Annotated in this window: 24 protein-coding genes and 1 tRNA gene; 9 read left to right on the top strand and 16 right to left on the bottom strand. The window is 62.4% G+C overall.

Annotated features, from left to right (window positions below):
• Positions 1 to 9 precede the first annotated feature (9 nt).
• Complete coding sequence (gene glnA / locus P9250_RS23605; protein WP_244827585.1) at positions 10 to 1,425, bottom strand: type I glutamate--ammonia ligase; 1,416 nt, start codon at positions 1,423 to 1,425, stop codon at positions 10 to 12.
• Between the two features lie 376 nt (positions 1,426 to 1,801).
• Between glnA and P9250_RS23600 the strand changes: the two genes are divergently transcribed.
• Positions 1,802 to 2,266 carry a rhodanese-like domain-containing protein gene (locus tag P9250_RS23600; RefSeq protein ID WP_310395483.1) on the top strand — a complete coding sequence of 155 codons (465 nt, stop codon included), beginning with the start codon at positions 1,802 to 1,804 and terminating at the stop codon, positions 2,264 to 2,266.
• A gap of 14 nt (positions 2,267 to 2,280) precedes the next feature.
• On the opposite strand, the gene P9250_RS23595 is transcribed toward P9250_RS23600, so the two are convergent.
• From P9250_RS23595 to hrpA, 6 genes are all read right to left on the bottom strand, one after another.
• On the bottom strand, positions 2,281 to 2,976 hold the full coding sequence (locus P9250_RS23595) for a copper homeostasis protein CutC (protein WP_310395481.1): 696 nt from the start codon (positions 2,974 to 2,976) through the stop codon (positions 2,281 to 2,283).
• Positions 2,973 to 3,785 carry a molybdopterin-binding protein gene (locus tag P9250_RS23590; protein WP_244827582.1) on the bottom strand — a complete coding sequence of 271 codons (813 nt, stop codon included), beginning with the start codon at positions 3,783 to 3,785 and terminating at the stop codon, positions 2,973 to 2,975. The genes P9250_RS23595 and P9250_RS23590 overlap by 4 nt, the downstream gene beginning before the upstream one ends.
• A 12-nt stretch (positions 3,786 to 3,797) precedes the next feature.
• On the bottom strand, positions 3,798 to 4,637 hold the full coding sequence (locus tag P9250_RS23585; protein ID WP_310395479.1) for an EI24 domain-containing protein: 840 nt from the start codon (positions 4,635 to 4,637) through the stop codon (positions 3,798 to 3,800).
• A gap of 73 nt (positions 4,638 to 4,710) precedes the next feature.
• Positions 4,711 to 5,730, bottom strand: coding sequence for a sterol desaturase family protein (locus P9250_RS23580; protein ID WP_310395477.1), 1,020 nt, complete (start codon positions 5,728 to 5,730; stop codon positions 4,711 to 4,713).
• A gap of 88 nt (positions 5,731 to 5,818) precedes the next feature.
• Complete coding sequence (locus P9250_RS23575; protein ID WP_310395474.1) at positions 5,819 to 6,832, bottom strand: beta-propeller fold lactonase family protein; 1,014 nt, start codon at positions 6,830 to 6,832, stop codon at positions 5,819 to 5,821.
• A 151-nt stretch (positions 6,833 to 6,983) separates the two neighbouring features.
• Complete coding sequence (hrpA, locus tag P9250_RS23570) at positions 6,984 to 11,750, bottom strand: ATP-dependent RNA helicase HrpA (RefSeq protein WP_310395472.1); 4,767 nt, start codon at positions 11,748 to 11,750, stop codon at positions 6,984 to 6,986.
• Between the two features lie 22 nt (positions 11,751 to 11,772).
• On the opposite strand from hrpA, the gene argA reads away from it, so the two are divergent.
• The 3 genes from argA to proP all read left to right on the top strand — a co-directional run bounded on the left by argA (position 11,773) and on the right by proP (position 15,622).
• Complete coding sequence (gene argA / locus P9250_RS23565) at positions 11,773 to 13,143, top strand: amino-acid N-acetyltransferase (protein WP_244827577.1); 1,371 nt, start codon at positions 11,773 to 11,775, stop codon at positions 13,141 to 13,143.
• Between the two features lie 65 nt (positions 13,144 to 13,208).
• Entirely contained in the window at positions 13,209 to 13,481 is a 273-nt protein-coding gene (locus P9250_RS23560) for an oxidative damage protection protein (RefSeq protein ID WP_244827576.1), read from the top strand.
• Between the two features lie 665 nt (positions 13,482 to 14,146).
• Positions 14,147 to 15,622 (top strand): glycine betaine/L-proline transporter ProP, encoded by a 1,476-nt coding sequence (gene proP, locus P9250_RS23555; RefSeq protein ID WP_244827575.1) that lies wholly within the window; start codon positions 14,147 to 14,149, stop codon positions 15,620 to 15,622.
• Positions 15,623 to 15,679: 57 nt separating this feature from the next.
• Here proP and P9250_RS23550 read toward each other — a convergent pair whose 3' ends face one another.
• Positions 15,680 to 16,153, bottom strand: coding sequence for a metallophosphoesterase family protein (locus P9250_RS23550; protein ID WP_250508840.1), 474 nt, complete (start codon positions 16,151 to 16,153; stop codon positions 15,680 to 15,682).
• Between the two features lie 102 nt (positions 16,154 to 16,255).
• On the opposite strand from P9250_RS23550, the gene P9250_RS23545 reads away from it, so the two are divergent.
• Positions 16,256 to 16,340 (top strand) — tRNA-Leu (locus tag P9250_RS23545).
• 206 nt (positions 16,341 to 16,546) lie between these two features.
• Here P9250_RS23545 and P9250_RS23540 read toward each other — a convergent pair.
• Together P9250_RS23540 and P9250_RS23535 are read right to left on the bottom strand one after the other, a co-directional pair.
• Complete coding sequence (locus P9250_RS23540) at positions 16,547 to 16,759, bottom strand: hypothetical protein (RefSeq protein WP_250464302.1); 213 nt, start codon at positions 16,757 to 16,759, stop codon at positions 16,547 to 16,549.
• A gap of 132 nt (positions 16,760 to 16,891) precedes the next feature.
• The gene (locus tag P9250_RS23535) at positions 16,892 to 17,152 is read right to left on the bottom strand and encodes a hypothetical protein (protein ID WP_250492129.1); all 261 of its coding nucleotides are present in this window, start codon (positions 17,150 to 17,152) and stop codon (positions 16,892 to 16,894) included.
• Between the two features lie 196 nt (positions 17,153 to 17,348).
• Here P9250_RS23535 and P9250_RS23530 point away from each other — a divergent pair, with 196 nt between their 5' ends.
• Entirely contained in the window at positions 17,349 to 17,702 is a 354-nt protein-coding gene (locus P9250_RS23530) for a hypothetical protein (RefSeq protein ID WP_244827571.1), read from the top strand.
• A 69-nt stretch (positions 17,703 to 17,771) separates the two neighbouring features.
• Positions 17,772 to 18,995, top strand: a complete 1,224-nt coding sequence (locus tag P9250_RS23525; RefSeq protein WP_310395468.1) for an MFS transporter — start codon at positions 17,772 to 17,774, stop codon at positions 18,993 to 18,995.
• On the opposite strand, the gene P9250_RS23520 is transcribed toward P9250_RS23525, so the two are convergent.
• From P9250_RS23520 to P9250_RS23500, 5 genes are all read right to left on the bottom strand, one after another.
• Positions 18,992 to 19,447, bottom strand: coding sequence for a response regulator (locus tag P9250_RS23520; RefSeq protein WP_244827569.1), 456 nt, complete (start codon positions 19,445 to 19,447; stop codon positions 18,992 to 18,994). The two genes, P9250_RS23525 and P9250_RS23520, sit on opposite strands and share 4 nt — an antisense overlap.
• Before the next feature lie 45 nt (positions 19,448 to 19,492).
• Entirely contained in the window at positions 19,493 to 20,125 is a 633-nt protein-coding gene (locus tag P9250_RS23515) for a response regulator transcription factor (protein ID WP_244827568.1), read from the bottom strand.
• A 114-nt stretch (positions 20,126 to 20,239) separates the two neighbouring features.
• Positions 20,240 to 20,815, bottom strand: coding sequence for a bacterioferritin (locus P9250_RS23510; protein ID WP_244827567.1), 576 nt, complete (start codon positions 20,813 to 20,815; stop codon positions 20,240 to 20,242).
• 198 nt (positions 20,816 to 21,013) lie between these two features.
• Positions 21,014 to 21,175 (bottom strand): DUF1328 domain-containing protein, encoded by a 162-nt coding sequence (locus P9250_RS23505; protein WP_040048814.1) that lies wholly within the window; start codon positions 21,173 to 21,175, stop codon positions 21,014 to 21,016.
• Positions 21,176 to 21,236: 61 nt separating this feature from the next.
• Positions 21,237 to 21,413, bottom strand: a complete 177-nt coding sequence (locus P9250_RS23500; RefSeq protein WP_132450940.1) for a DUF1328 domain-containing protein — start codon at positions 21,411 to 21,413, stop codon at positions 21,237 to 21,239.
• Positions 21,414 to 21,586: 173 nt separating this feature from the next.
• On the opposite strand from P9250_RS23500, the gene P9250_RS23495 reads away from it, so the two are divergent.
• Both P9250_RS23495 and P9250_RS23490 read left to right on the top strand, forming a co-directional pair.
• Positions 21,587 to 23,074: a sensor histidine kinase gene (locus tag P9250_RS23495; RefSeq protein WP_310395464.1), complete on the top strand. Its 1,488-nt coding sequence runs from the start codon at positions 21,587 to 21,589 to the stop codon at positions 23,072 to 23,074.
• A gap of 150 nt (positions 23,075 to 23,224) precedes the next feature.
• The gene (locus P9250_RS23490) at positions 23,225 to 23,359 is read left to right on the top strand and encodes an entericidin A/B family lipoprotein (protein WP_244827565.1); all 135 of its coding nucleotides are present in this window, start codon (positions 23,225 to 23,227) and stop codon (positions 23,357 to 23,359) included.
• 297 nt (positions 23,360 to 23,656) lie between these two features.
• Here P9250_RS23490 and P9250_RS23485 read toward each other — a convergent pair whose 3' ends face one another.
• Positions 23,657 to 24,436, bottom strand: coding sequence for a DUF4397 domain-containing protein (locus tag P9250_RS23485; protein WP_310395462.1), 780 nt, complete (start codon positions 24,434 to 24,436; stop codon positions 23,657 to 23,659).
• Positions 24,437 to 24,575: the final 139 nt, after the last annotated feature.

Below are 24,575 nucleotides of genomic sequence, written 5' to 3'. Positions count from 1 at the left end.
TGGCGGCGCTTACAGCGAGTAGTACATCTCGAACTCGACCGGATGCACCGACTGACGATAACGTTGCAGCTCGTTCGTCTTCAGTTCGATGTACGCGTCGAGCATCGAATCCGTGAACACGCCGCCGCGCGTCAGGAACTCGCGATCCGCGTCGAGTGCGTCGAGTGCCTGATCGAGGCCGGCACACACGGTCGGGATCTTTGCATCTTCTTCCGGCGGCAGGTCGTACAGATTCTTGTCCGCGGCTTCGCCCGGATGAATCTTGTTCTGCACGCCGTCGAGACCCGCCATCATCAGCGCGGAGAAGCACAGGTACGGATTCGCGAGCGGATCCGGGAAGCGCGTTTCGATACGGCGGCCCTTCGGGTTGCTCACGTGCGGAATGCGGATGGATGCCGAACGGTTGCGAGCCGAGTAAGCCAGCTTCACAGGCGCTTCGAAGTGCGGTACGAGACGCTTGTACGAGTTCGTACCCGGGTTCGTGATCGCGTTCAGCGCGCGTGCATGCTTGATGATGCCGCCGATGTAGAACAGCGCGAATTCCGACAGCCCCGCGTAGCCATTGCCCGCGAACAGGTTCTGACCGTCCTTCCAGATCGACTGGTGAACGTGCATGCCCGAGCCGTTGTCGCCGACGATAGGCTTCGGCATGAACGTCGCCGTCTTGCCGTACGTATGCGCCACGTTGTGGATGATGTACTTCATCTGCTGCAGCCAGTCCGCGCGCTGAACCAGCGTCGAGAACTTGGTGCCGATTTCGTTTTGGCCCTGGCCCGCCACTTCGTGGTGGTGAACTTCGACCGGAATGCCGATCTGTTCGAGCAACAGGCACATTTCAGAACGCATGTCCTGGAACGTGTCGACCGGCGCGACCGGGAAATAGCCGCCCTTCGTGCCCGGACGGTGGCCGGTGTTGCCGCCTTCGAATTCCTTCGCCGACGACCACGGCGCTTCTTCCGAGCCGATCTTGACGAACGTGCCCGACTGATCCGTGTTCCATTGCACCGAGTCGAAAATAAAGAATTCCGGCTCCGGACCGAAGAACGCGGTGTCGCCGAGACCCGAGCTTTTCAGATATGCCTCAGCGCGCTTCGACAGCGAACGCGGGTCGCGCTCGTAGCCCTTGCCGTCGGCCGGCTCGACCACGTCGCAGGTCAGAACCAGCGTGGACTCTTCGTAGAACGGGTCGATGAACGCGGTATCCGCATCGGGGATGAGCAACATGTCCGATGCTTCGATGCCCTTCCAGCCGGCGATGGACGAACCGTCGAAAGCGTGGCCGCTTTCAAATTTGTCTTCGTCGAATGCCGAGACCGGCACGGAAACGTGTTGTTCTTTGCCGCGCGTGTCGGTGAAGCGGAAATCGACAAACTTGACGTCTTCGTCCTTGACGAGCTGAATGACGTCGGCCACGGATTTACTCATTACCTATCTCCTGATTAACAAAAGTCGGCGAAAACCTTTCGCCGCCCCGACCGAATCCTGTACCGCTGAAACAATCGTGGTTTGAAAAGCAGCTTCCATGCCAAGCGCACCAATCTTGCGCTAAGCAATTGAAGCGGCGCGCGTTTTTTGTGAAACGATGATGCTTTATCGAGCCGGCCGCTTAGTCGTAAGCCGACCGTTCGCACTAATTCGGTGCGCGACAATTCGGATCTACCGAGGCGCGCCCGATTTTCGTGCATTCGTCTTATCTTGCACCAATTTGACGCAGTAAGGTTGCCGCGATTCCAGCCCTCGGCACCGCTCAGAGTCTGGCACGCTAAAATGAATTTTTGCGCTTTACCGGAGACTACGCGCCATGAGCACGCTCGAACAACTTTATGGTCAGGCCGCGAGCCGAGCCACGGAAAACAAGCTGACCTACGCGGGCGCCTTCCTTCCCGCCGAAGCCTTCGAACTGCTGCAACTCGACCCGCGTACGCGTCTCGTCGATGTCCGCACACGCGCCGAACTCGACTGGGTCGGACGTCCCGCTGTCGATGGCGCGCAATACGCGCATATCGAATGGATTCGCTATCCCGGCTCGGTGCCGAACGGCGAGTTTATCGAACAATTGCGGCAGGTCGCCACTCCGGATACGCCGGTGCTCTTTCTGTGCCGCAGCGCCGCGCGCTCCAAGCTCGCCGCGGTCGCCGCGCAGAAAGAAGGGTTCATGAAAGCGTATGACCTGCTCGAAGGTTTCGAGGGAGACAAAGACGGGCAAGGGCATCGGAAGACGGTGTCGGGATGGTGTTTTCGCGGCTTGCCTTGGATGGGCGCATAAGCGTCGCCGTTCGTTCACTCGCCTGCGTCGAGCAACGCCCGCACGCGCGCCACGCGTAATTCGTCGACCGGCTCCGAGCCTTTTCCATGCACGCGCACGCCAGAGCCGAAATGCACGGCCTTCACGCCTGTCGCGGCGGCGAACGGTGCGACCGCATCCACGGTGAAACCAGCGCCCGCGAGCACCGTGCAATGCGTTCCCGCCGCTTGCGCGACGAGCGCCTTGATAACCGGTCCGGCTTCCAGCACGGAAGGCTTGCCGCCCGATGTCAGCACGTTCGTGACGGCGTCGAAGCGCAAAAGCGTCTCGAACGCAGCGGGTAAATCGCGGGCTTCGTCGATCGCGCGATGGAAGGTGAGCGGCAAACCGTCGGCGGCATCGATCACGCGCTCTAGCGCTTCGGTGTCGACATCGCCATGTGCGTTCAACATGCCGACGACGATCGCGTTGGCGCCCGTCTTCGCCATTGCGCGGACGTCGCGTTCGATGACCGCGAAATCGTCAGCATCGTAGACGAAGGAACGGCTGTGCGGCCGCACGATGACGTTCACCGGAATGCGCACCGCCTCCACCACCGACTCGATCAGGCCGATGCTCGGCGTCAAACCGCCCTCGCCCATCGCCGTGATCAGTTCAAGCCGATTGGCGCCGCCACGCTCGGCGGCGCGCGCGTCGGAAACGGTCGTCGCGATGACTTCGAGCAGGATCACGCCGCGTCCTCCGGCGGCGCTTCGACCACTTCGCCGCCCAGGGCAAGCACGCCCTCGCGCAACACTTCGAACGCGGCGTTGGCCTGATCCGGCTCGCCCTTCACGCCGAGGTCGATATGCGAACGCGCATAGAGCGCGCCGCGCGCGGCATCGCCCACGCTTGGCAGGCTGAAGGCGCGCACGCCGTCGAAATCGCGTTCGATGGTCACCATGAGCGGCGTGATGCGCGACTCCGGCAACCCGAACACGAGCAACGAGCGCTCGATATAAGGCGTCGCGTGATGCAGATGCGCGTACTTGGTATCGAGCACCCATTCGATCATTGGCCACGCCATGACGGGAAAGCCCGGCACGAAATGATGATCGCCGACGGAAAAGCCCGGAATCTTGTTGTAGCTGTTCGGAATGATCGCCGCGCCCTGCGGAAACGTCCCCATATTCAGCCGATGCAGATTCTCCGGCGAATCGAGGTCATACGGTTTGTCGCCGGCCGTCTCGCGGATGCGCTCGCGGATCAGTTCCGCCGCTTCCGGTTGCAGTTCGAGCGGCCGGCCGAGCGCCTTGGCCGCGCATTGACGCGTGTGATCGTCGGGTGTCGCGCCGATGCCGCCGGTCGAAAACACGATATCGCTCGAAGCAAAGGTGCGCGCGAGCGTTGCGGTGATGCGCGCGGGATCGTCGCCGACGTATTCGGCCCAATCGAGCGAGAGCCCGCGCGCGCTCAGCAATTCGATGATTTTCGGCAGATGCTTGTCCGTGCGCCGGCCTGAAAGAATCTCGTCGCCGATGATGATGACGCCAATGCCCATGAATGCTCCTTCTCAGAATGGAACGGTGGTGGCCGGCACTTGAGGCGCCGCATTCGCCCGTAGTCGTTCGAGCGCGTGCAGGCAGTAATGCGCGAACCAGAGCGCCGAAAACACCAGAATGAATGCGTATGCCCAGATGGTCGCCGCCGCGACCACGGGAAAGAGTGGCAAGAGCCATACCGACCAGGCCCACAACATGGTCGGCACCGAACCGAGCAGGCCGCTCACGATGCCAATGACAAGCAGCGGCCAGCGCGCATCACGCACGATCACACGGCGTTCCTCGGCGCTCGCGTGCACGGCGAGCGCATCGTAAGTCATCACGCGATAGGTGAGCCAGCCCCACAAAAGCGGCGGAATCAGCGCGAAAAACGGTGGAATGAGCCACAGCGGCAACGTGACGACGAGCGCGATCAAGCAAACGAGCGTGGTGATGACCGAGTGCCCGAGACTGCCGTACCACGAGCCGCCGTGACGCTCTTCGAGCAGCGCGTAATGACCGCCCGGCCGGCGCGTGAGCAGCTTGATGACGCCTGGCATGGAGAGCGTGGCGATCAGCAGCAGCACGGTCACGAAGATCAGCGGAATCGCCATGATGACGACGAAAAACGGCGCGATCACCGCATGCAGCGAGGAGAAGCCGACGGCATCGAACAGGCGGTACATCGCGGCGGTGAGCGCCCAGCCGTCGAGCCAACCGGTTGCCGCGCCTGTCAGCGTCTGCCAGAAGAACCAGAGCACCGCGCCCCAGCTCAGCGTGGCGACCGCAAATGGCATGAAAGTCAGCCAGAGCATGCGTGGGTGAAAGGCATGCGCAATGGCGCGCACGAACGAACGCAGCAAGTCATTCATGCGTGATTCGACGAAGAGGGAGTGGAAACGACAGCATAAACCAGCGCACCGAACGGGCGCTGGTGATGGAGACTCAGACAGCCGCCGAGCTTTTGTCGGAAGCCGAACTCGCGCGACGCGAAGACAAACGCGCGCCGATCCGCTTGAACGCGAGCCAGTGCTGTTCGACGAAGCCGTCGCCGTAACGCACGGGCGCGACGCCCGGCGCGCCGAGTTGATCGCGAATACCGGTCGGCTCCACGGTGCGGTCGAACGAAGCCGAGCGAAAGAGAATGTCCCAGAACGCGAACAGCACGCCGAAGTTGCAGCCGTACGCCGTGCCTTCGTGGCCGAAGCCGATTGCATGATGACGACGATGAAACGCCGGGCTCACGAAGAGCCGGTCGCCCAGCCAGCCGTAATGCAGGCGAATATTGGCGTGCTGCACGCTTTGCATGAGGTTCGTAATGGCGACCAGCACGACGAACTGCGACGGCTCCACGCCGATCACGAGCGCGACAGTGGCGAAGAACCCCGCCTGCAGGATGTCGTCGAGCAGATGGTTACGGTCGTCCGACCAAAGCGACATTTGCTGCTGGCTGTGATGCACCGCGTGCAGTTCCCACCAGATGCCGATGCGATGCTCCAGCCGGTGATACCAATAACCGGCGAAATCCAGCAGCACCAGATAAATCACGAACGTGACCATGGGTTGCGTGGTCACGCCCGGCCAGAGATTGTCGATTTCCAGATTCGGGATGTCATGCAGGCGCAGCCAGCTTTGCAGCGAATCGAAAACCGGCTGGAACGTAAAGAAGAAAAAGAGGTTCAGAATGCCGAGCTTGACGATCCACGTATAAAGCACGTCGATACGCACGCCCTTGCGATCCTGCCATTCCTCGGCCGGGCGCAGCGCTTCGAGCGGGCGCAGCACGGCGTACATCGCGAGCACTTCCAGCACGCCGACGATCACCCAGTAAAGAGCGTCGTAGGTGTCTTCGTCATAGTCCATGAGGCCGACCTTGAACAGGAACGGCTGGACCACGTCCACATAGAGCATGGTCTGCAGGGCGGAGACGAAGCTGTCGAGCGACGAAAGAATGGAATGAAACATGATGCTCCGTGTGACTCAATACGGCCTGACTCAATCGTAATACAGGGCGCCCGCAAGCGCCCTTTTCCTACTGCTTTCGCGGGCAGCCTCAGGCGCCGTTAGGCGAGGTCACCGGCGCGCGATTGAAGAAGTAGATTCCGTGCGGCGAACGGCCAACCTTGATGGTTTGGATCAGCTTACGATCCGCAAGGTCGATCACGCCGACATGCTTCGCGAAACGGAACGTTACCCAGAGATACTTCTTGTCGGCGGAAAGTTCCATGTCATCCGGTCCCGGCAAGAGGCCCGTGATGTCGCCGACGTTCGTGAGCGTGTCTTCGTCGATGATGCTGATGGTGTTCGCCACCCGGTTCGACACGGCCACATGCTTGCCGTCCACGAGCGAGCGGAAGTTATGCGCGCCCTTGCCGGTCGTGATGGTCTTGACGATCTTCTGATTGCGCCAGTCCACCACGGCGACGTAATCCGCGCCAGTCATGCCAACGAGCAGATATTTGTCGCCCGGCGTGAACCATACGCCCGCGGGCGTCGGGCCGACTTTCATCTTCCACTTGACCGTCTGCGTCGCCAGGTCGATCGCGGCGATTTCGTTCGACACCTGCAGCGAGATGAACGCGGTCGTGCTGTCGTTCGAAAACGCGATATGGCTCGGCATGGTGGCGAGCGGCAAGCGCTTGGCCACGGTCAAATTCTTGCCGTCGAAATGATAGATATCGAGGCGGTCGAGCCGCAGACCCGTCGACACGAACCACTTGCGATCCGGCGAAAAGCCGATCTGATACGGGTCTTCGATATCCTGCACCCAGCGCTGCACGGCGCCGGTTTTCGGATCGACGAACATGAGATTGTTCGATACCGAATTCGCAACGATCAGCGACGACGCGTCCGGCGTGGGCATCAAGTGATGCGGTTCCTTGCCCGTGGGCACGGTGCCGACGACCTGGCGCGTGTTTTCGTCGATAAGACTCAGCGTGGCTTCAGCCGAGTTCAGGACGATGACGTTATTGGCATATGCCGCGGTGGCGATGAAGGCCGCGCCGATAGCGAGCGCGGCGCGTGAGGCAACCGCCCGAAAGCGGCCAGACAGAAAAGATGAGCGCATGAAAAAGTAGACGTCCGAAGGCAGGCGTCATTGTAGAACGTTTGCGCTTGTCGTCGCGTTGACGAAACGCCTGTTTTTGCGCAATTTCGTTTAACGGCGCAAGAAATGCCGTTTTTTTGGCGAAAAAATCGGCATTGCGCTGCTTCGTCTTTTAGCGCTGCATCGCTTCCCAGACTTTATGCAGGCGCTTCACGGAAATGGGCATGGGTGTGCGCAGTTCCTGCGCGAACAGGGACACGCGCAGTTCCTCCAGCAGCCAGCGATATTCCGAGAGCCGCGCGTCCGCCACGCCGCCGCGTTGCGCGAGCGCGCGCTGATATTGCTGCACGAGCGGATGCAGATCCGTGGAAATACGCGCATCGCGAGCCGGATCGGCCTTCAGCTTGTCGATTCGCAGCCCGATGCCCTTCAAATAACGCGGGAAATGCGCGAGTTGCGCGTAAGGCGTGTCGATCACAAAGCGCTTGCCGATGAGCGCATTCAACTGCGACTGGATATCGGCGTAAGCCTGGGCGAACGGCTTCGCCTGCGCGAGCTTCCTTAGAAGCGCCGTGTATTCGCCGAGGATCGCGCCGACCAGCCGCGCGATCTCCTGCGCGAGCAGCGTGAGCCGGCCTTTCGCGGCATCGCGGCGAGCGTGGAAGCTCACGTCGTCGTCGGGTAGCGGGTCTTGCAAACATGCGCAATCCAGCGCCGTATCGACGATCTGATCGCGCAACTCGTCGGCGGTGCCGAGCGCCATGAACTGCATCGACATTTCGCGCAGCCCCGGCAGATTCTTTTCCAGATAACGAATCGGCTCGCGCAATTGCAGCCAGAAGAGCCGCCGCAAGCCCGCGCGATGAATCCGCGCCGCCTCCTCCGGCGAATCGAACACTTCGACGTCGCAATGCGCGCCGCGATCGACGAGCGCCGGATAGCCGAACAGCGTCTGCCCGCGACGTCGAATTTCCAGCAGCTCGGGCAGCTTGCCGAAATTCCACGTCGTGAGGTTTTCATAGAGCGCGGTGCCGGTGGACGCGTTCGCGGCCTGCGTCTGCGGCGCGTTTGGCGAATCGGCGGAAAGTGCATCGAAAGCCGCGCTTGCCGTCAGCTTCTGGAAATGCTGCTGCGCCTGACCGCCGAGTTCCGCGCGCAATTGCGCGAGATTGCGGCCCATCGCGAGCTGGCGGCCGTGCTCGTCGATCACCTTGAAGTTCATGAAGAGATGCGCGGGCAGCGTTTCGAGCTTGAAATCCGCGCTCTTCACGGCGACTTGCGTCTGCTCCCGAATATCGGCGATGAGCGCATCGACCAAGGCACCCGCGCCGAACCTCGGCCCCGCGTTGCGCTCGGCAAAGCCCGCCGCGTAATCCGGCAAGGGCACGACATGCCGGCGCAGCTTTTGCGGCAGCGACTTCAGGAGCAGTTGCGTCTTTTCCTTGAGCATGCCGGGCACGAGCCATTCGACGCGGCGCGCATCGATCTGATTCAGGCCATAAAGCGGCACCGTGAGCGTCACGCCGTCGCGCGGCGCGCCCGGCTCGAAGTGATACGCGAGCGTCATTTCGATGCCCGACATCGTCATGCGCTTCGGGAACAGGTCGGTGGTGACGCCGGCGGCCTCGTGACGCATCAGGTCGTCGCGCGAAAGGAACAGCAGTTGTTTGCCGCCCTCCTTGCGCTGCTCGTCGCGATACCAGCGTTCGAACGCCGCGCCGGTCCAGATGCCTTCGGGCACGAGCGAATCGTAGAAGCCGTGGATGAGTTCGTCGTCCACGAGCACGTCCTGACGGCGCGACTTGTGTTCCAGTTGCTCGATGTCCGCGACCAGCTTGCGGTTGTGCGCGAAGAACGGCAGACGCGTGTCGAACTCGCCTTCCACCAGCGCGCCGCGAATGAACAACTCGCGCGCGTACTTCGGGTCCTGCTGGCCGTAACTCACGCGCCGCCGCCCGTAGACCGTGAGACCGTAGAGCGTCGCGCGTTCATACGCGACCACTTGCGCAGCCTTCTTCTCCCAATGCGCCTCGGAAAGCGACTTGCGCAACAGATGCGGCCCGACCGTTTCCAGCCATTCCGGCTCAATCTTCGCGATGGTTCGCGCGTACAGCCGGCTCGTCTCGACGAGTTCGCCCGCCATCACCCAGCGGCCCGCTTTCTTCAGCAGCGCGGAACCCGGCCACAAATGGAACTTGATGCCGCGTGCGCCGAGATAATGCGGCTCGTCGTCGGCCTTCATGCCGATGTTGCCGAGCAGCCCCGTGAGAAGCGAAAGATGCACTTGCTCGAACGTCGCGTCGGATTCGTTCAGACGCCAGCCATGTTCGCGCACGACCGTGAGAAGTTGCGAATGCACGTCGCGCCATTCGCGCAATCTCAAATGCGAGAGAAAGTTGGCGCGGCACGCATCGGTCAACTGTCGATTCGACTTCTTGTGCGCAATGGCTTCGTCGAACCACTTCCAGATGCGCGTCCATTGCAGGAACTCGGAGCGCTCGTCGACGAACTGCCGATGCGCCTGATCCGCCTGCTCCTGCGCTTCGATCGGACGATCGCGCGGGTCCTGCACCGACAACGCCGACGCGATGATCAGCACTTCCGTCAACGCGTGATGATCGCGGGCGGCGAGAATCATGCGGCCCACGCGCGGATCGAGCGGCAGCCGCGCGAGTTCACGGCCGAGCGGCGTGAGCGCGTTGTCGTCGTCGAAGGCGCCGAGTTCGTTCAGCAACTGGTAACCGTCGGCGATCGCGCGACCCGGCGGCGGCTCGATGAACGGAAAGGTTTCGATCGCCGTCAGATGCAGCGACTTCATGCGCAGGATCACCGCCGCGAGCGACGAGCGCAGGATCTCGGGATCGGTGAAGCGCACGCGCGACTGAAAGTCGCCTTCGTCATAGAGACGAATGCAGACGCCGTCCGCGACGCGCCCGCACCGGCCCGCGCGCTGATTGGCGGCGGCCTGCGAGATCGACTCGATCTGCAACTGCTCGACCTTGTTGCGATACGAATAGCGCTTCACGCGCGCCATTCCGGTATCGACGACATAGCGAATGCCCGGCACCGTCAGCGACGTTTCCGCGACGTTGGTCGCGAGCACGATACGCCGCGCGTTCGACGCCTTGAACACGCGCTCCTGTTCGGCAGCGGAGAGGCGCGCGAACAGCGGCAGGATTTCCGTATGCGGCGGATGGTGCTTGCGCAGCGCCTCGGCGGCGTCGCGAATTTCGCGCTCGCCGGGCAGGAACACGAGCACGTCGCCGGGACCGACGCGGCAGAGTTCATCGACGGCATCGACGATGGCTTCCATCAAATCGCGGTCCGCCTTGCGGTCGTTGCGCTTTTGCAGCGTGCCTTGCGCCGATTTGACGGCGGCGCTGTCTTCCTCCACCGGCCGGTAGCGCACCTCGACCGGATACAGCCGCCCGCTGACCTCGATCACGGGCGCGGGCTTTTCGTCGCTGCCGAAGTGGCGCGCGAAGCGTTGCGCGTCGATGGTCGCGGACGTGACGATCAGCTTGAGGTCCGGGCGCTTCGGCAGGATTTCCTTGAGATAGCCGAGCAGGAAGTCGATGTTCAGGCTGCGCTCGTGCGCCTCGTCGATGATGATCGTGTCGTACGCGCTCAGCAGCGGGTCGGTTTGCGTTTCCGCGAGCAGAATGCCGTCGGTCATGAGCTTGACCGATGCGCCCGGCGCGAGGTTGTCGGTGAAGCGCACCTTGTAGCCGACCACTTCGCCGAAAGGCGTTGCGAGTTCCTCGGCGATACGTCGCCCCGTCGCCGATGCCGCGATCCGGCGCGGCTGCGTATGACCAATGAGACCGCTGCCGCCCGCGCCGAGACCGCGTCCGAGCGCGAGGCAGATCTTGGGGAGCTGCGTGGTTTTGCCGGAGCCGGTTTCGCCGCTCACGATCACGACCTGATTCCCTTCGATCGCGCGCGCGATCTCCTCGCGACGGGCGGAGACGGGAAGCGCCTCGGGAAAGGTGATCGGCGGGATGGGGTTGGGGGTGACGGCGCGCGCCTCGCGGCGCGGTGGGCGTACGTTGTGTTGCCTCGCGGGCTGAACTGCGGAGACTTCTCCTTGTTGCTTGGCGCGTGGTTCGCTGGCTCGCGCCGCGCGCGCTTCACGTGGTGAACGCTCGTCGCTTACGTGGCGAACCTGCCCGGCTTGCGCGTTGCGCGCGCTCGAGTGCGTTTGCGCTGCGGCCTGCTCTCGATGGGATCGGTCGTCCGGTCGTGCGCTTCGATCGACTTGCCGCGCCTCGGCCTTGTGCCGTTCGTCGCGCGCGCTGTGTTCGGCACACGTAGTCTCCGCGCGAGAATCGTTTTTTGAACGTCGGGTGTCTTGTGCCTCGACCGGCCGCGCGGTTGAAGCAGAACTAGTTTGGCGCGCCTGCGTGCTGCGCTGTTGGCCGCGAGCATCGTGCGAACTACTTGCATCGCGCGAAGAGGAAGGTTTGGCGATATCGCGTGCGCTTGCCGGGCGCGCGAGCGACGTGTTCCGATCAGCCGATGCATCCAGCTTTCGCGACGACGGTTCCTGCAGCGCTTTGCGCTCCACGCGACTTTGCGGCGCGACTCCTCGCGACTCCTGCGTGACCGGAGACTGCGGCTTCGGCTTTTGCGACTTGGCGGCAGCCCCTCCGGCCGCTTGCTGCGCGCCGAGCCGAGGCTGCGAAGCCACCGGCGTCGGCGACTTCGCACTCTGCCCCTGCGGACCCGAACTCCCAACCGCGCCCTCAACCGCACCGCCGCCCGCAAATCGCCGCGCGGCCAGTTCCTTCTTGCTGAGACCGGCAGCCTCGTCCTCGCCTGTCTGCGAGTCGCGCAGCAAGCTTTCGCGCAGTTTCTTCAACTGCTCCTGGGTATCGAGCGACTTGTCGGCGGATGGCGGCTTGCCGCCTTGGGTGGGGCGTCTGGAAACATTCGGCATAGCATCGCATTATAATCCCGGCATGAATTCCCCTACCGACCTCGCCATCCCGTCGCAGCCGGCCGCAGTCGAAGCCGAAGCGCCGAATCCCCACGCCCAGTTCGTTGACTGGATGCGTTCCGTTGCGCCCTATATTCACGCGTTCCGAAACAAAACCTTCGTGGTCGCGTTTGGCGGGGAACTGGTGCAGGAAGGCCGCCTGAACGCACTCGTCCAGGACGTCGGACTGTTGCACGCCATGGGCATCCACGTCGTATTGGTGCACGGCTCGCGTCCGCAACTCGACGAGCAACTGAGTCTGCACGGCGTCGAATCGTCGTTCTCGCACGGGCTGCGCATTACCGACGCGCGCGCGCTCGAATCCGCGAAGGAAGCCGCTGGCGAAGTGCGCCTCGACATCGAAGCCGCCATCAGCCAGGGCTTGCCGAACACGCCGATGGCTCACGCGCACATCAGCGTGGTGTCGGGCAACTTCGTGACGGCGCGGCCGGTCGGCATTCTGGATGGCGTCGACTTCCAGCACACGGGCGTCGTGCGCAAGATCGACGGCGATTCCATCCGCCAGTCGCTTGCGAGCAACAAGCTCGTGCTCTTGTCGTCGCTCGGTTTTTCGCCAACTGGCGAAGCGTTCAATCTGTCGATGGAAGACGTCGCGTCCGCCGCGGCCATCGCCTTGCGCGCCGACAAGATCATCTTCGTGACCGAGATTCCCGGCCTCGAAGATCAGGAAAACGAACTCGTGCGGGAAATGTCGCTCGACGACGCTTACCGGCTTCACGAAAGCGGCGAGCTTCAGGGCGATACCGCGTTTTATCTCAAGCACGCCATTCGCGCCTGCCGCGGCGGCGTGGCGCGCGCGCACATCATTCCGTACAAGCTCGACGGCAGCGTGCTGCTCGAACTCTTCCTGCACGACGGCGTCGGCACGATGATCTCCTACGAGAATCTCGAAAGTCTGCGCGAAGCGACGCCGGACGACGTCGGCGGCATTCTCACGCTGATCGAGCCGCTCGAATCCGACGGCACGCTCGTGCGGCGCGGACGGCATCAGATCGAACGCGACATCGACCACTTCTCGGTCATCGAGCACGATGGCGTGCTCTTCGGCTGCGCGGCGCTTTATCCGTACACGCAGGAGCGCATCGGCGAGATGGCGTGTCTGACCGTCGCGCCCGAGGCGCAAGGTTCCGGCGATGGCGAGCGCCTGCTCAAGCGCATCGAACAACGCGCGCGCGCTCGCGGTCTTACGCGCATTTTCGTGCTGACGACGCGCACCGAACACTGGTTCCTCAAGCGCGGTTTCGTGAAGGTCACGGTGGACGACCTGCCGGAAGACCGCCGGCGACTCTACAACTGGCAGCGCAAATCGCTCGTCCTGATGAAACAGCTTTGAACCGACATTGCACGCGCCGTGCGCACGAACGCACGCGCTCCGCTACTCAATAGGAGAAACAGACGATGGCCCGAATGATCCAATGTGCGAAGCTCGGCAAGGAAGCCGAAGGACTCGACTTTCCGCCGCTGCCGGGCGAACTCGGCAAGCGCATCTATGAAACCGTGTCGAAGGAAGCCTGGCAGGGCTGGCTCAAGCAGCAAACCATGCTGATCAACGAAAACCGGCTCAATATGGCCGACCCGCGCGCGCGCCAGTACTTGCTCAAGCAGACGGAGAAGTACTTCTTCGGCGAAGGCGCCGACACCGCGACGGGATATGTGCCGCCGCAAAGCTAAATCTAAGCCTAATTGGCTCTCGAAGACCGGTCCGAGTGGCCGGTTTTTTGTTGAGCGCTCGTCTTTTTCAACAAGCGCTTAAAGACAAATTCGACTAAGCGTAATCCTAAGCCCAGCAAGGGATTGCGCGTTTTCAAGAGAGCGCCCGGACAGGCTGGTTTGCGCTTCTTCTGTCATCGTGTTATCATCTTGCTCGTTATCAACAGCAATTCACCATCATTCGCGCGGTCAGTTCGAGCTTAAAGCCTGAATCCGAACGCGGCAGTGACAGTTTCATACAAAGAGGCTTGTCGGTTTTCGAGCGACATCAAAACGTCGCGCCGGCCTTTTTCGTTTCAAGCCTTGGTTTTCGCCGACGTCGCGGCCCACCCGCGGCAACTCGCTGAGTTCGCCGTCCGCACGTCAAATTCGTTTGCTCTTACCCGAGTGCAATTTCGCGACTTCTTCCGTGAGGCACTGGCACCGCATTTGCTACGCACTTTTCAGCACTGACTTCATTCAGGGCTGCGCGGAGCCATCGATTTCGGCCATTGGTTGAAAGCACGCATGCGGCGCCGTCGCGAAACTGCACTATTCCGGCCGATATCGGCAGTAGTCGCCGCCCTCGGAGCGGCGCACCCGGCGCTGGCATCGCGCGCGGGGTTGAACACGGAGTCTCTCGCACTATGAATGCTTCACATGACGGCCTCTGGCGCAAACGAGGCGCATCAAACCAGGCGTCCGATATGACGCTCGACGACATCACCATCGTCGATCAATCGCTTCTCAAGCGCGCGGTCGGCGCCATGGCTATCGGTAACGCGATGGAATGGTTCGACTTCGGCGTGTACAGCTACATCGCCGTGACGCTCGGCAAGGTCTTTTTTCCGTCGAGCAGTCCGGCCGCGCAGTTGCTGGCCACCTTCGGCACGTTCGCGGCCGCGTTTCTCGTGCGCCCGATCGGCGGCATGGTGTTCGGTCCGCTCGGCGACCGCATCGGTCGCAAGCGCGTGCTCGCGATGACCATGATCATGATGGCCGTCGGCACCTTCTGTATCGGTCTCATTCCGAGCTACGCGACCATCGGCGTGATGGCGCCGGTGCTGCTGCTCGCCGCGCGTTTGTTGCAAGGCTTTTCGACGGGCGGGGAATACGGCGGCGCGGCGACGTTCATTGCCGAATTCTCGCCGGACAAGAAGCGCGGCTTCATGTCGAGCTTCCTGGAACTCGGCACGCTCGTGGGCTATGTGCTCGGCGCAGGCGTGGTCGCGGTGTTGACTGCCGCGTTGTCCGAACAGGCGCTCCTCAGCTGGGGCTGGCGCATTCCGTTCATGATCGCGGGTCCGCTCGGGCTGATCGGCTTGTATATCCGGATGAAGCTCGAAGAGACGCCCGCGTTCCAGCGCGAGGCGGAAAAGGCCGAAGCCGTGTCGCACGAAACGACCAAGCAGCAGTTTCGCGAAACGCTCGTGCAGCAATGGAAGCCGCTCTTGCAGTGCGTGGGCCTCGTGCTCATTTTCAACGTGACCGACTACATGGCGCTGTCGTATCTGCCGAGCTATCTCTCGGCGACGCTCAAGTTCAACGAGACACATGGCCTTTTCATCGTGCTCGTCGTGATGGTGCTGATGATGCCGCTCACGCTGTTCGCGGGCCGTCTGTCGGATACGATCGGCCGCAAACCGGTGATGCTCGCGGGTTGCGTCGGCTTATTGCTGCTGTCGATCCCGGCGCTCTCGCTGATCCGCCTCGGCACCGTGCCTTCGATCTTCGCGGGCATGATGATTCTCGGTGCGCTTCTGTCGTGTTTCACGGGCGTGATGCCGTCGTCGCTGCCGGCGCTGTTCCCGACGAAGATTCGTTATGGCGCGCTCGCCATCGGCTTCAACGTGTCGGTGTCACTGTTCGGCGGCACGACGCCGCTCGTGACGGCGTGGCTCGTCGACAAGACCGGCAATCTGATGATGCCCGCGTACTATTTGATGGGCGCGTCGATCATCGGCATCGTTTCGGTGCTCGCGCTGCGCGAGACGGCCAAAAAGCCGCTGAAGGGCTCGCCGCCCGCGGTGGCATCGCATTCGGAAGCGCATGCGATTCTGCGCGGTCATCGCGAGGCAGCAGAGATGGATGGCTCGTTTCCCGAGAATACCGTTCGGGCTTGAGCATCGAGGTTGAGTCGTTAGAACAAAAGCCGGCGCGTGCAAGAGCGCCGGCTTTTTTTATTCGATGAGCGTAACGATGCGCGCCTTTATGTCCGTGTCCTCAGAGTCACCCGTCTCGCCGATTTCGAGCAGACCGACCGTGATCGGCAACTTGAACCTTCGCGGCCCCGCGCTACCCGGATTCACGAACAGCACGCCATTGCGCTTCTCGACGAGCGGCTTGTGCGAATGCCCGGTCACGACGACATGGACGCCATCGAGTGCTTTCGGCACATCGGCGATATCGTGCACGACATGGATTGTCGCGCCCGCCAAGTCGATGCGCGCGTGCTCGGGCAACATCGCGACATCGTCGCCGATATCGTTATTGCCGCGCACGACGGTCAGCGCAGCGAGTTGCGCCAGCGTATCGAGCACTTCGCGCTTGCAGATGTCGCCGGCGTGGATGATGTGTGCAGAGCCGCGCAGGGCCTCGAGCGCTTCGGGGCGAACGAGATTGTGCGTGTCGGAGATGAGGCCGATGAGGGTCATGTTTTCTCGTCGATATGCGCTCGGAGCGCGGGCCATTCACTTGCTGTCGTCGCGCTGTTTTGGCGCGCTGCATGGCAGTGGTAGAATTCGCGTCCGCCCTCTGCCGGGGTGATGAAATTGGTAAACATAGCGGACTTAAAATCCGCCGCCTAACGGCTTGCCGGTTCAAGTCCGGTCCCCGGTACCACTCGCCCATGGTTTCACGCTGAATCGACAGCATAAAGCCAGTCGTCTTTTATCGCGGCGCGCGCTGTTTCCGTTCAGACTTGAACGACCACGAACACAATTGAAACCATCACGCGGGTGATAGCGCTGCGGGCCGAGACCGCGCCCCGCTGCGGGATCTACCCCGTTGCGCTTTCCTTCGCCTGCCTGCTGCATCGATATCGCGGATCACACCGCATTCAACAAGCGTTCTGCATCCCTCACTGCATCGAACAAGGCTTCGATCGGCGTTTCGCGGTCGAGCAGGCAGAGATGCTCGATATCGAACGGCAACGCATCCACACCGATAAACCTCACGGTGCCTCCAAAACATTCACGTCCTCTTCCCCGGCGAACCGAGGCGATATAGTTCGGCGTGACGTAAAGCGCAACGGGCGTCATGGCAATCTCCGCAAACTGGCTTGAGCCGATCGGCGCAGGACCGAGCGGTAAGGCCAAGTCTAGCGGCCGATAATTCGCGCGCGCACCCTCGCCTCGCGGGGATGACATCCCTCCCTGCGCCGCCACCCGCCGTTACAACCCGTGCGCCAATACGCGCGCGATGTAGTGGCGCCCCCACGCCTCGCCATGCGCGAGGGCTCCCGCTATCGTCTCGAACGGACCGTGCGGGCCGATCATCTCGCCGGAATCATCGACCAACCGCGAGCCGTGCACCGCTTTTCCGTCGATGCGCGCCACCCGCACACGAACCGCATAGCCCGCGCCGGACTCGTTCTCGCTTTCTTCCGCGTTGAGCGCCAGCAGATATTCGCCGGCTTCGATATCTTTGCGCATGACGATGGCCTCCACAAAACGAAACGCTATTCGCCGATTGTGCTACCGCCGCGCGCCGCATGCACGACAGGCAAGCACGCCAGCCAGCACGACGCCAATGCGGTCACGCAAGCCGCGCCCGCATGTTATAAAGCTCGCCATCCCCTGATTTCGCTCCGATGCGCCCTCGCGCGGCCGAGCATTCACCTGTTCACCAATGATTACCCGTTCCCGCCTCTTCTTGCTGGTCTGCCTTCCGCTCGTGCTCTTGTCCGGCTGCACTTCCTATTACCGCAACGTCGAAACGTGCAAGGACCGCGTGCGCGCCGAGTATCCCGACGCCGCAAGCGCGCCACTGAAGCTCACCGGATCGGGCGCAAGCTACCACGGTTCGCGCGTCGTCGTGCGCGGCGAATTCCCGACGCAGCCCAAGCCGCCCGCCACGAAAATCGTCCAGACGCCCGCCGCCGCCGAATGCACGTTCGCCGAGAACACGCTGACCGGCTTTCAATGGCTCGCGCCCGCCAGGCTCGTGAAGAAGCCGCAGCCCACGGACGATGCCGCGCAGTAAAGCGGGCGACCGGAAGCGCGCATCTCCACGGCGGCTCGCCGCCGTTCTCGCGCTCAACTCAAGGCAACCATGACCGCTTCGTCCGATTCCTCGAGTCATCATCAGCACTATTCGCGCGCCACGCTCTGGCTGCTTGCGACCATCGCGGGCGTATCGGTCGCCAACATCTACTTCAATCAGCCGCTGCTGGGCGATTTCCGTGGTTCGTTTCCCGGCAGCGCGTATCTGATCGGCGCGGTGCCCGCCGCGACGCAACTCGGCTACGCGCTCGGCATGCTCGTGCTAGCGCCGCTCGGCGATCGCTTCGACCGGCGGCTTCTGATCCTGCTCCAACTGGCCGCGCTCGGCGTGGCGCTCGTGGTGGGGTGCGTCGCGCCGACGCTCGCCGTGCTGATCGCCGCGAGTCTTGCCATTGGCGTCGTCGCGACCATCGCGCAACAAGCCGTGCCGTTCGCCGCCGAACTCGCGCCAGCCGCCGAGCGCGGTCATGCCGTCGGCACGGTGATGAGCGGTCTATTGCTCGGCATCCTGCTCGCGCGGACGGTGTCGGGTTTCGTTGCCGAATACTTCGGCTGGCGCGCGGTGTTCGGCGCTTCCGTGGTCGCGACGATCGTGCTGGCGGTCGTCGTCGTTGCGCGGCTGCCGAAGAGCCGTCCGACGTCTACTCTGCCCTACGGCAAGCTGCTCGTGTCGATGTGGCATCTCGCTGTCGAGAATCCCGGGCTTCGCGAAGCATCGCTCACGGGCGGCGCGCTCTTTGCAGCATTCAGCGCGTTTTGGTCGCTGCTCACACTCCTGCTCGCGGGCGAGCCGTTTCACATGGGACCGCAGGCCGCGGGACTATTCGGTATCGTCGGCGCGGCGGGCGCGCTCGCGGCGCCGCTTGCGGGCAAGTCGGCGGACCGGCGTGGGCCGCGCGCGGTGATCACGTTGTCCATCGGGCTCGTTGCGCTGTCGTTCGTGGTGTTCGCGTTTTCGGCGCGCAGCATCGCGGGGCTGGTCATCGGCGTGATCGTGCTCGATATCGGCGTGCAGGCCGCGCAGATATCCAACCAGTCGCGCATTTACGCATTGAAGCCGGAGGCGCGCAGCCGCGTGAATACGGTTTATATGGTGGCTTACTTTATCGGCGGGGCGTTGGGATCGGCGCTGGCGTCGCTCGCCTGGCACGCAATGGGATGGACAGGCGTTTGCGTCGTCGGGCTGGCTGCGACGGCGCTGGCGGCGTTCAGTCACTGGCGCGGGCGGGAAGCGGCAGATTCGTTGGCGGGCTCCGGCGGCGGGGATCGCTAACCCCGCTCACCTTGTCTTTCCCGCGCGTGCCGGCAAAGCGCATCCAGCACCCGATCGAACTCCAGCGATTTATCGAAGAAATGGCGCACGCCATATTGCTGGCAGCGCTCGCGATACGTCGGCAACGCGTGATTGGTGAGCACCGCGACAAAGGCCTCGTCGTGTATGGATGCCTTGCCGCTCTCCTGCAACCACGCCAGTACCTCGATGCCCGAGCCGTGCCTGAGTTGCAAGTCGATGATCACCGCATGGAACCGCTGCGACGACAAGAGCGCGATGGCTTCGTCCGGAGCCTCGGCGAACGCGGTCACGCGCCACGGACCGAGCGCGTCGATGGCTTCAGTCAGGCTGCGCCGGATCAGCGGCGAATCCTCGATAAGCAGCACCGCTAGCGGCGTGTCGCGCGCTTCGCGTTGCTGCGCACGGTCGTCGGTGATGATGTGCTTGCCCACTTCGGGCGCCCTCCGGTTCAGCTTGCCGTCCGACTGCGCGTCGCGCTATTCGATCAGGCCGTTCTTGATTGCGTAGTACGTGAGATCCGCGTTGTTCGCCAGTCTCATTTTTTCGAGCACGCGCGCGCGGTACGTGCTCACCGTCTTCACCGACAGATGCAGTTCTTCCGCGATCTCAGTCGGAATACGCCCGGCCGCGAGCTTGCAGAAGACCTGAAACTCGCGCTCGGACAACGCCTCGTGCGGGCGTTCGGCGGCAGGCTTGTCGAGCTTGTCGGCGAGCGCGTCGGCGATGAATTCCGACAGATACCGATGCCCGCGCGCCACCGTGCGAATCGCCCTGACGATTTCCTCCGGCGCCGCGTCCTTGTTCAGATAACCGTTCGCGCCCGCCTTCAACAAGTTGATCGCGTACTGACTCTCGGGATAGCCCGACAGCATCAGCACGCCCTGCTCCGGACGAATCTGCTTGATGACACGCAAGGTATCGACGCCGTTCTTGTCTGGCATCGCGATGTCGAGCAACACCACGTCGAACGCCTGAACGCGCACGTGCGCGATGGTTTCGTCGCCAGTGGAGGCTTCCGCCGCCACTTCCATATCGGGTTCGTCCGCGACGAACTGCTTGAAACCGCTGCGTACGATCGCATGGTCGTCGGCTATCAGGACTCGGATCATTCGCGCTTGAAATCAGGGATGAGCCGCCATTGTACGCATGCGCCCACGCAAAAGATGCGCGGTCTCGGACGAGTTCCGCGCATCGCGTGACGTCATGCCGGCATGCCCTGCTATTTAGCCGTTCCGGCCTTCCAGCAGATCGGCCATGTCGTCGGCGTGCTCTTCTTCCACCGCCAAGATGTCTTCGAAGATACGGCGCGTGGTGACATCCTTGTCGCCGAGATAGCGAATGATCTCGCGATACGTATCGATCGCAATCCGCTCGGCGATCAGATTCTCGCGGATCATGTCGATCAGGTCCGAGCCTTCCTTGTACTCGGAATGCGAGCGCGACTTCAGGCTGTCGGGTGCGAAGTTCGGCGCGCCGCCCAGTTGGACGATGCGCTCCGCGAGCGTATCGGCGTGTTCCTGTTCCTCGTTGGCGTGTTCGAGAAATTCGGCTGCGACGGCTTCCGAATGGATGCCCTTGGCCATGAAATAGTGACGCTTGTAGCGCAGCGTGCAGACGATTTCCGTCGCGAGCGAGTCGTTCAGCAGCTTGAGCACGACTTCGCGATCCGCGCCGTAGCTCGGCGTGACCGGGCCCTCGTCCATGTGCGTGCGCGCATCGGCGCGGATCTTTTCCACGTCGAGGACGAATGCGTCTCGCGATTGAGTCGGCGCGGCTTGTACAGCAGACGATTTGGACATTTGGTTCGCTCCTTGATATTTGATGAAAGACGTTCGCTGGAGCAGGCCTACGCGTGCCGCTTCGTTTATAGGGCCCTGCTATCCAATCAAAAACTCCGATGCACGCGCCATGCCTGCTCCCACCAATGCCTCGCAAAAGGCGCGGAAAAGGCGCGGGCCGCGCGAGCGGCCCGGTGCGGCAAGGCTTTCAGGCGTACGTCAGGTTCGGAACACGCCCAGCAGCAACGTGACGACGAACACCACCAGGAAAATATAGAAAAGGATCTTGGCGATTTCCGCGGCGCCCGCGGCAATGCCGGTAAAGCCGAACACGGCCGCGATTATCGCGATGACGAAGAAAACGGCAGCGTAATGAAGCATGGAATCCCCCTGACTTGCTTTTGATGGTCTGATTCAGGTTCGGGCGCGAGTGAGTTGGTCGCTAATCGACTATTTTCTTGGTGACGACGAAACCGAGTACCAGGAACACGACGCACAAAATCAGGAACAGCACGAACAAGAATTTGGCGATGGTCGCAGCGCCCGCCGCCACACCCGTGAACCCGAGAAGACCGGCGATCACGGCCACGATCGCGAAAAACAATGCCCACTTCAGCATGATCGTTCCCCGTTGGAATGATTGAAAAATGATGACGAACCCATGCTAGCCGGGCCTTTGGGCGCGCGCATCCGGGCTGGCTCCTTTTTTGCTGTGGGAATCCACCGACATCCGCTTTCAAACGGCTTTGCCGGCGTGGCTCACGACGCCCGCCGGAACCGCAGAAACACACCATGAGCCACGTTCTAAAAGACGCCGCGCCGGCAGCATCTGAAACTCCACAGGGACTCGCCCGGCGCGCGACGCGTATCAACGAATGGATGCATCGCTATAGCTGGGCGGTCGCGATGACGGTGGCTATCGTCATTACCGTCGGCGGGCTCGTGATTCTGGAATCGGGGCGCATGCGCATCGCGGCCGAGTACGAGACCGCACTCGATGCAAAAAGCGCCACCGCGCAGTTATCGTCGCTGGCGGCCGATATCGCCACGCTCAGCGCCGAGGAACGCGGTTTCGCGCTCGCCGCCGACGACACCTACAAGAGCCACTTCGCGCAAACGGCCGGGCGCGTGCGCCGCGCGTTGACATCGCTCGATAGCTATTACCGCCGCATCGGCGATGACGCCGCGCTTGCGAGCTTCGCGCAGATTCGCGCCGCCGCCGACGAGAACATCGCGCAAGGCGAGGCGCATCTCGCCGATCTGTCGAAGACACCCGCGGATGCGGAAATGCGCGCACGCGTCGTGGCGACGCCGTCGCCCGATAGCAGCGCCACGCTCGATGCCGCGCTCGCCCTCTTGCGGCTGAACGAAGAGCAACGCGCGCAGCACGCGCTCGATGCAAGCCGCGCCGATCAGCGCATTTCCACGTTGTGCGTCGGCGCGTTGTGCGCGCTCAACATCGTCCTGTTCCTGCTGCTGTTCCGCAATCTCGGTATCCAGTTGGACAAGCAGGACCGCGTGCAGAAGAAGCTCATTACGCAGCAGGAGGAACTCGACCGGCTCGTGTTCGAACGCACGCGTCAGCTCGAAGCGCTCGCGTGGCATTTGCAATCCGTGAGCGAAAACGAAAAGACCGAACTTGCGCGCGAACTGCACGACGAACTCGGCTCCATTCTTACCGCGAGCAAGATGGATGTCGCATGGGTGCGCGGCAAGCTCAGGACGAGCGAACCCGCCATGTCCGACAAGCTCGCGCGCGCCATCGGCAATCTGGACCAGGGAATTGCGCTCAAGCGGCGAATTATCGAAGACATGCGGCCGACCGTGCTTGCCAACTTCGGTCTCGTGACCGCGCTGCGCTCGCTCGCCGATGAAGCCGCGCAACGCAACGGCTGGAGCGTCGAATTCGATCTTCCCGGCGACGATGTGAAGTTCGGCGAGGCTATCGAGATCGCGCTCTTTCGGGTGGCGCAGGAGACGCTCACGAACGCGGCGAAATACGCGCGCGCGAACCGCATCGAAATCGCGCTCGCGCTCGATGGTGACGACGTTGCGCTCGCTATCGCGGATGACGGCATCGGCATCCGTCCGCAGGATTTGAAGCGCACGCAGACGCACGGCCTGGTCGGCATGCGTCAGCGCGTGTCGGCGCGCGGCGGGCGCTTCGAGATCGAACGCGTGGCGCCGCATGGCACGCGCATCAGCGTGTCGATGCCACGCGAGCGCAGCGCGGGTGCGTTCATCGATGCAAGCACGCCGGCGGCCGTTCCGCTTGCCTGATTATGTAGGACGGTACTTACGCCAATAGCAGAGACGGCCGACACCAAAAACCCGTGCGCGCCTACAGCGTCGACTACGCCGCTTTTTTATGATTGATCACAACGGAAGCCTCGAAGGGCTACCCGAATTTCTAATTCAAGGGGAACACACATGACTCGAATCATCGCTTTGCTGCTGATCGCCGGCACCGCCGCGCTCGCGGGCTGCAATACCATGTCGGGCGCGGGCCAGGATATCTCGAAGGGCGGTCAGGCTATTTCGAATTCGGCCGAAGAGCATAAGTAAATTGGCCGCGGCGCGGTGAGCCAGGCGCTCATCGCGTTGATGTTTCGTGCTGATTTTCTGTCGTCCCGTCATGTTTTTTGGCGGGATTTTTTTCGTTTGTCTTTAGTACGTGAGAGAGCGTGGATGCGCGGCGCTTGAGGCTTGCTTGCCTCGCCTGATCGGCGACGTTCGCACGTAGTTAGGCGGCCGGATGTGTGCGAGGGTCATAAACCCGCTCCTCTTCGAACGAAAAAACCCCACGCGTGCAGCAGCGTGGGGTTCGTCGATGTCTGCGCCCTGTTACCCGGGCGCTTCAACTTACAGCGTGTCCGGCAGCTCGATTGCAGGCGTCGTGGTATTGCCGCCCTGCGCAACGAGCACGCGAATCTTGTTCGGGATCACTTGCGACAGCGCGTTGCCTGAAGGCAGCGTCGTCACGAGCCAATCGGCGTTGTTGCTCAGATTGAACGATGCCGACGCATACACCGGCGTCTTCGAACCCGGCAGCGTCGCGACCAGCTGATACGTCCCGCCGTTGAGGTAGAGCGAGTCTTGCGTCGTTGCCGGCACGGCGTTCTTGAAGCCGACGCCCGCCATCGTCGGATTGACGGTCGCGATGTTCGTCCCCGGTGCGACCAGATACAGATCGAGAGTCTGCGCATTCGCCGACGCATTGAAGCCGCGCACCCGCGCGCTGTTCGAGAGCAGACCCTTGTCGAACGGATCGTCGATCACGGCGATGGACGGCAGGAAACCCGCGTCAGGCAGCGCGATCACCGTGTACTCGTGACCCTTGGCGGCATTCGAGATGCTCGTGTCGGTCGCGAGTTGCGTCGTCGTGTTGACGGCGGCGTAGGAGAAGTTCTGCTGGCCCGTATCGATGTTTGCGAAGTTCGTCACCGTCTGGTAGCCGAGATTCGCTTGCAGCACCTTGCCGTTGTCGTAAAAGTCGACGTTGGGGGCACTCGGGATCGCGTGGATGAAGTGGACTTCTGGATTCGTGAGTCCGAGTTCCTTGCCTACGTCGTCGGAGCCGCCACAAGCGGACAGGATCGAGGCGACGGCGGCAAGTGCGGTGACTGTGCGGATGAGCTTCATGTTTCCACCTTCCTTAGCTTTAATCATTGATTTTGTTGTCCGGTCCGCGCTGCGAGCACCACGCTTAAGTGATCATGCGTATTGCCCGGCGCGCCTCGGAAGACCCCTTCTCTCTTTTGCTTCTATTCCCTTGAACGAC

The sequence above is a fragment of the Caballeronia sp. LP006 genome, assembly GCF_031450995.1.
Classification (GTDB): domain Bacteria; phylum Pseudomonadota; class Gammaproteobacteria; order Burkholderiales; family Burkholderiaceae; genus Caballeronia.
This window is presented reverse-complemented; position numbering and strand designations above follow the sequence as displayed.

Excerpts from the sequence above, each read along its gene's own strand:
- glnA (WP_244827585.1), bottom strand. The coding sequence starts at position 1,425 with ATGAGTAAATCCGTGGCCGACGTCATTCAGCTCGTCAAGGACGAAGAC.
- P9250_RS23600 (WP_310395483.1), top strand. The coding sequence starts at position 1,802 with ATGAGCACGCTCGAACAACTTTATGGTCAGGCCGCGAGCCGAGCCACG.
- P9250_RS23590 (WP_244827582.1), bottom strand. The coding sequence starts at position 3,785 with ATGGGCATTGGCGTCATCATCATCGGCGACGAGATTCTTTCAGGCCGG.
- P9250_RS23585 (WP_310395479.1), bottom strand. The coding sequence starts at position 4,637 with ATGAATGACTTGCTGCGTTCGTTCGTGCGCGCCATTGCGCATGCCTTT.
- P9250_RS23580 (WP_310395477.1), bottom strand. The coding sequence starts at position 5,730 with ATGTTTCATTCCATTCTTTCGTCGCTCGACAGCTTCGTCTCCGCCCTG.
- P9250_RS23575 (WP_310395474.1), bottom strand. The coding sequence starts at position 6,832 with ATGCGCTCATCTTTTCTGTCTGGCCGCTTTCGGGCGGTTGCCTCACGC.
- hrpA (WP_310395472.1), bottom strand. The coding sequence starts at position 11,750 with ATGCCGAATGTTTCCAGACGCCCCACCCAAGGCGGCAAGCCGCCATCC.
- argA (WP_244827577.1), top strand. The coding sequence starts at position 11,773 with ATGAATTCCCCTACCGACCTCGCCATCCCGTCGCAGCCGGCCGCAGTC.
- P9250_RS23560 (WP_244827576.1), top strand. The coding sequence starts at position 13,209 with ATGGCCCGAATGATCCAATGTGCGAAGCTCGGCAAGGAAGCCGAAGGA.
- proP (WP_244827575.1), top strand. The coding sequence starts at position 14,147 with ATGAATGCTTCACATGACGGCCTCTGGCGCAAACGAGGCGCATCAAAC.
- P9250_RS23550 (WP_250508840.1), bottom strand. The coding sequence starts at position 16,153 with ATGACCCTCATCGGCCTCATCTCCGACACGCACAATCTCGTTCGCCCC.
- P9250_RS23540 (WP_250464302.1), bottom strand. The coding sequence starts at position 16,759 with ATGACGCCCGTTGCGCTTTACGTCACGCCGAACTATATCGCCTCGGTT.
- P9250_RS23535 (WP_250492129.1), bottom strand. The coding sequence starts at position 17,152 with ATGCGCAAAGATATCGAAGCCGGCGAATATCTGCTGGCGCTCAACGCG.
- P9250_RS23530 (WP_244827571.1), top strand. The coding sequence starts at position 17,349 with ATGATTACCCGTTCCCGCCTCTTCTTGCTGGTCTGCCTTCCGCTCGTG.
- P9250_RS23525 (WP_310395468.1), top strand. The coding sequence starts at position 17,772 with ATGACCGCTTCGTCCGATTCCTCGAGTCATCATCAGCACTATTCGCGC.
- P9250_RS23515 (WP_244827568.1), bottom strand. The coding sequence starts at position 20,125 with ATGATCCGAGTCCTGATAGCCGACGACCATGCGATCGTACGCAGCGGT.
- P9250_RS23510 (WP_244827567.1), bottom strand. The coding sequence starts at position 20,815 with ATGTCCAAATCGTCTGCTGTACAAGCCGCGCCGACTCAATCGCGAGAC.
- P9250_RS23505 (WP_040048814.1), bottom strand. The coding sequence starts at position 21,175 with ATGCTTCATTACGCTGCCGTTTTCTTCGTCATCGCGATAATCGCGGCC.
- P9250_RS23500 (WP_132450940.1), bottom strand. The coding sequence starts at position 21,413 with ATGCTGAAGTGGGCATTGTTTTTCGCGATCGTGGCCGTGATCGCCGGT.
- P9250_RS23495 (WP_310395464.1), top strand. The coding sequence starts at position 21,587 with ATGAGCCACGTTCTAAAAGACGCCGCGCCGGCAGCATCTGAAACTCCA.
- P9250_RS23490 (WP_244827565.1), top strand. The coding sequence starts at position 23,225 with ATGACTCGAATCATCGCTTTGCTGCTGATCGCCGGCACCGCCGCGCTC.
- P9250_RS23485 (WP_310395462.1), bottom strand. The coding sequence starts at position 24,436 with ATGAAGCTCATCCGCACAGTCACCGCACTTGCCGCCGTCGCCTCGATC.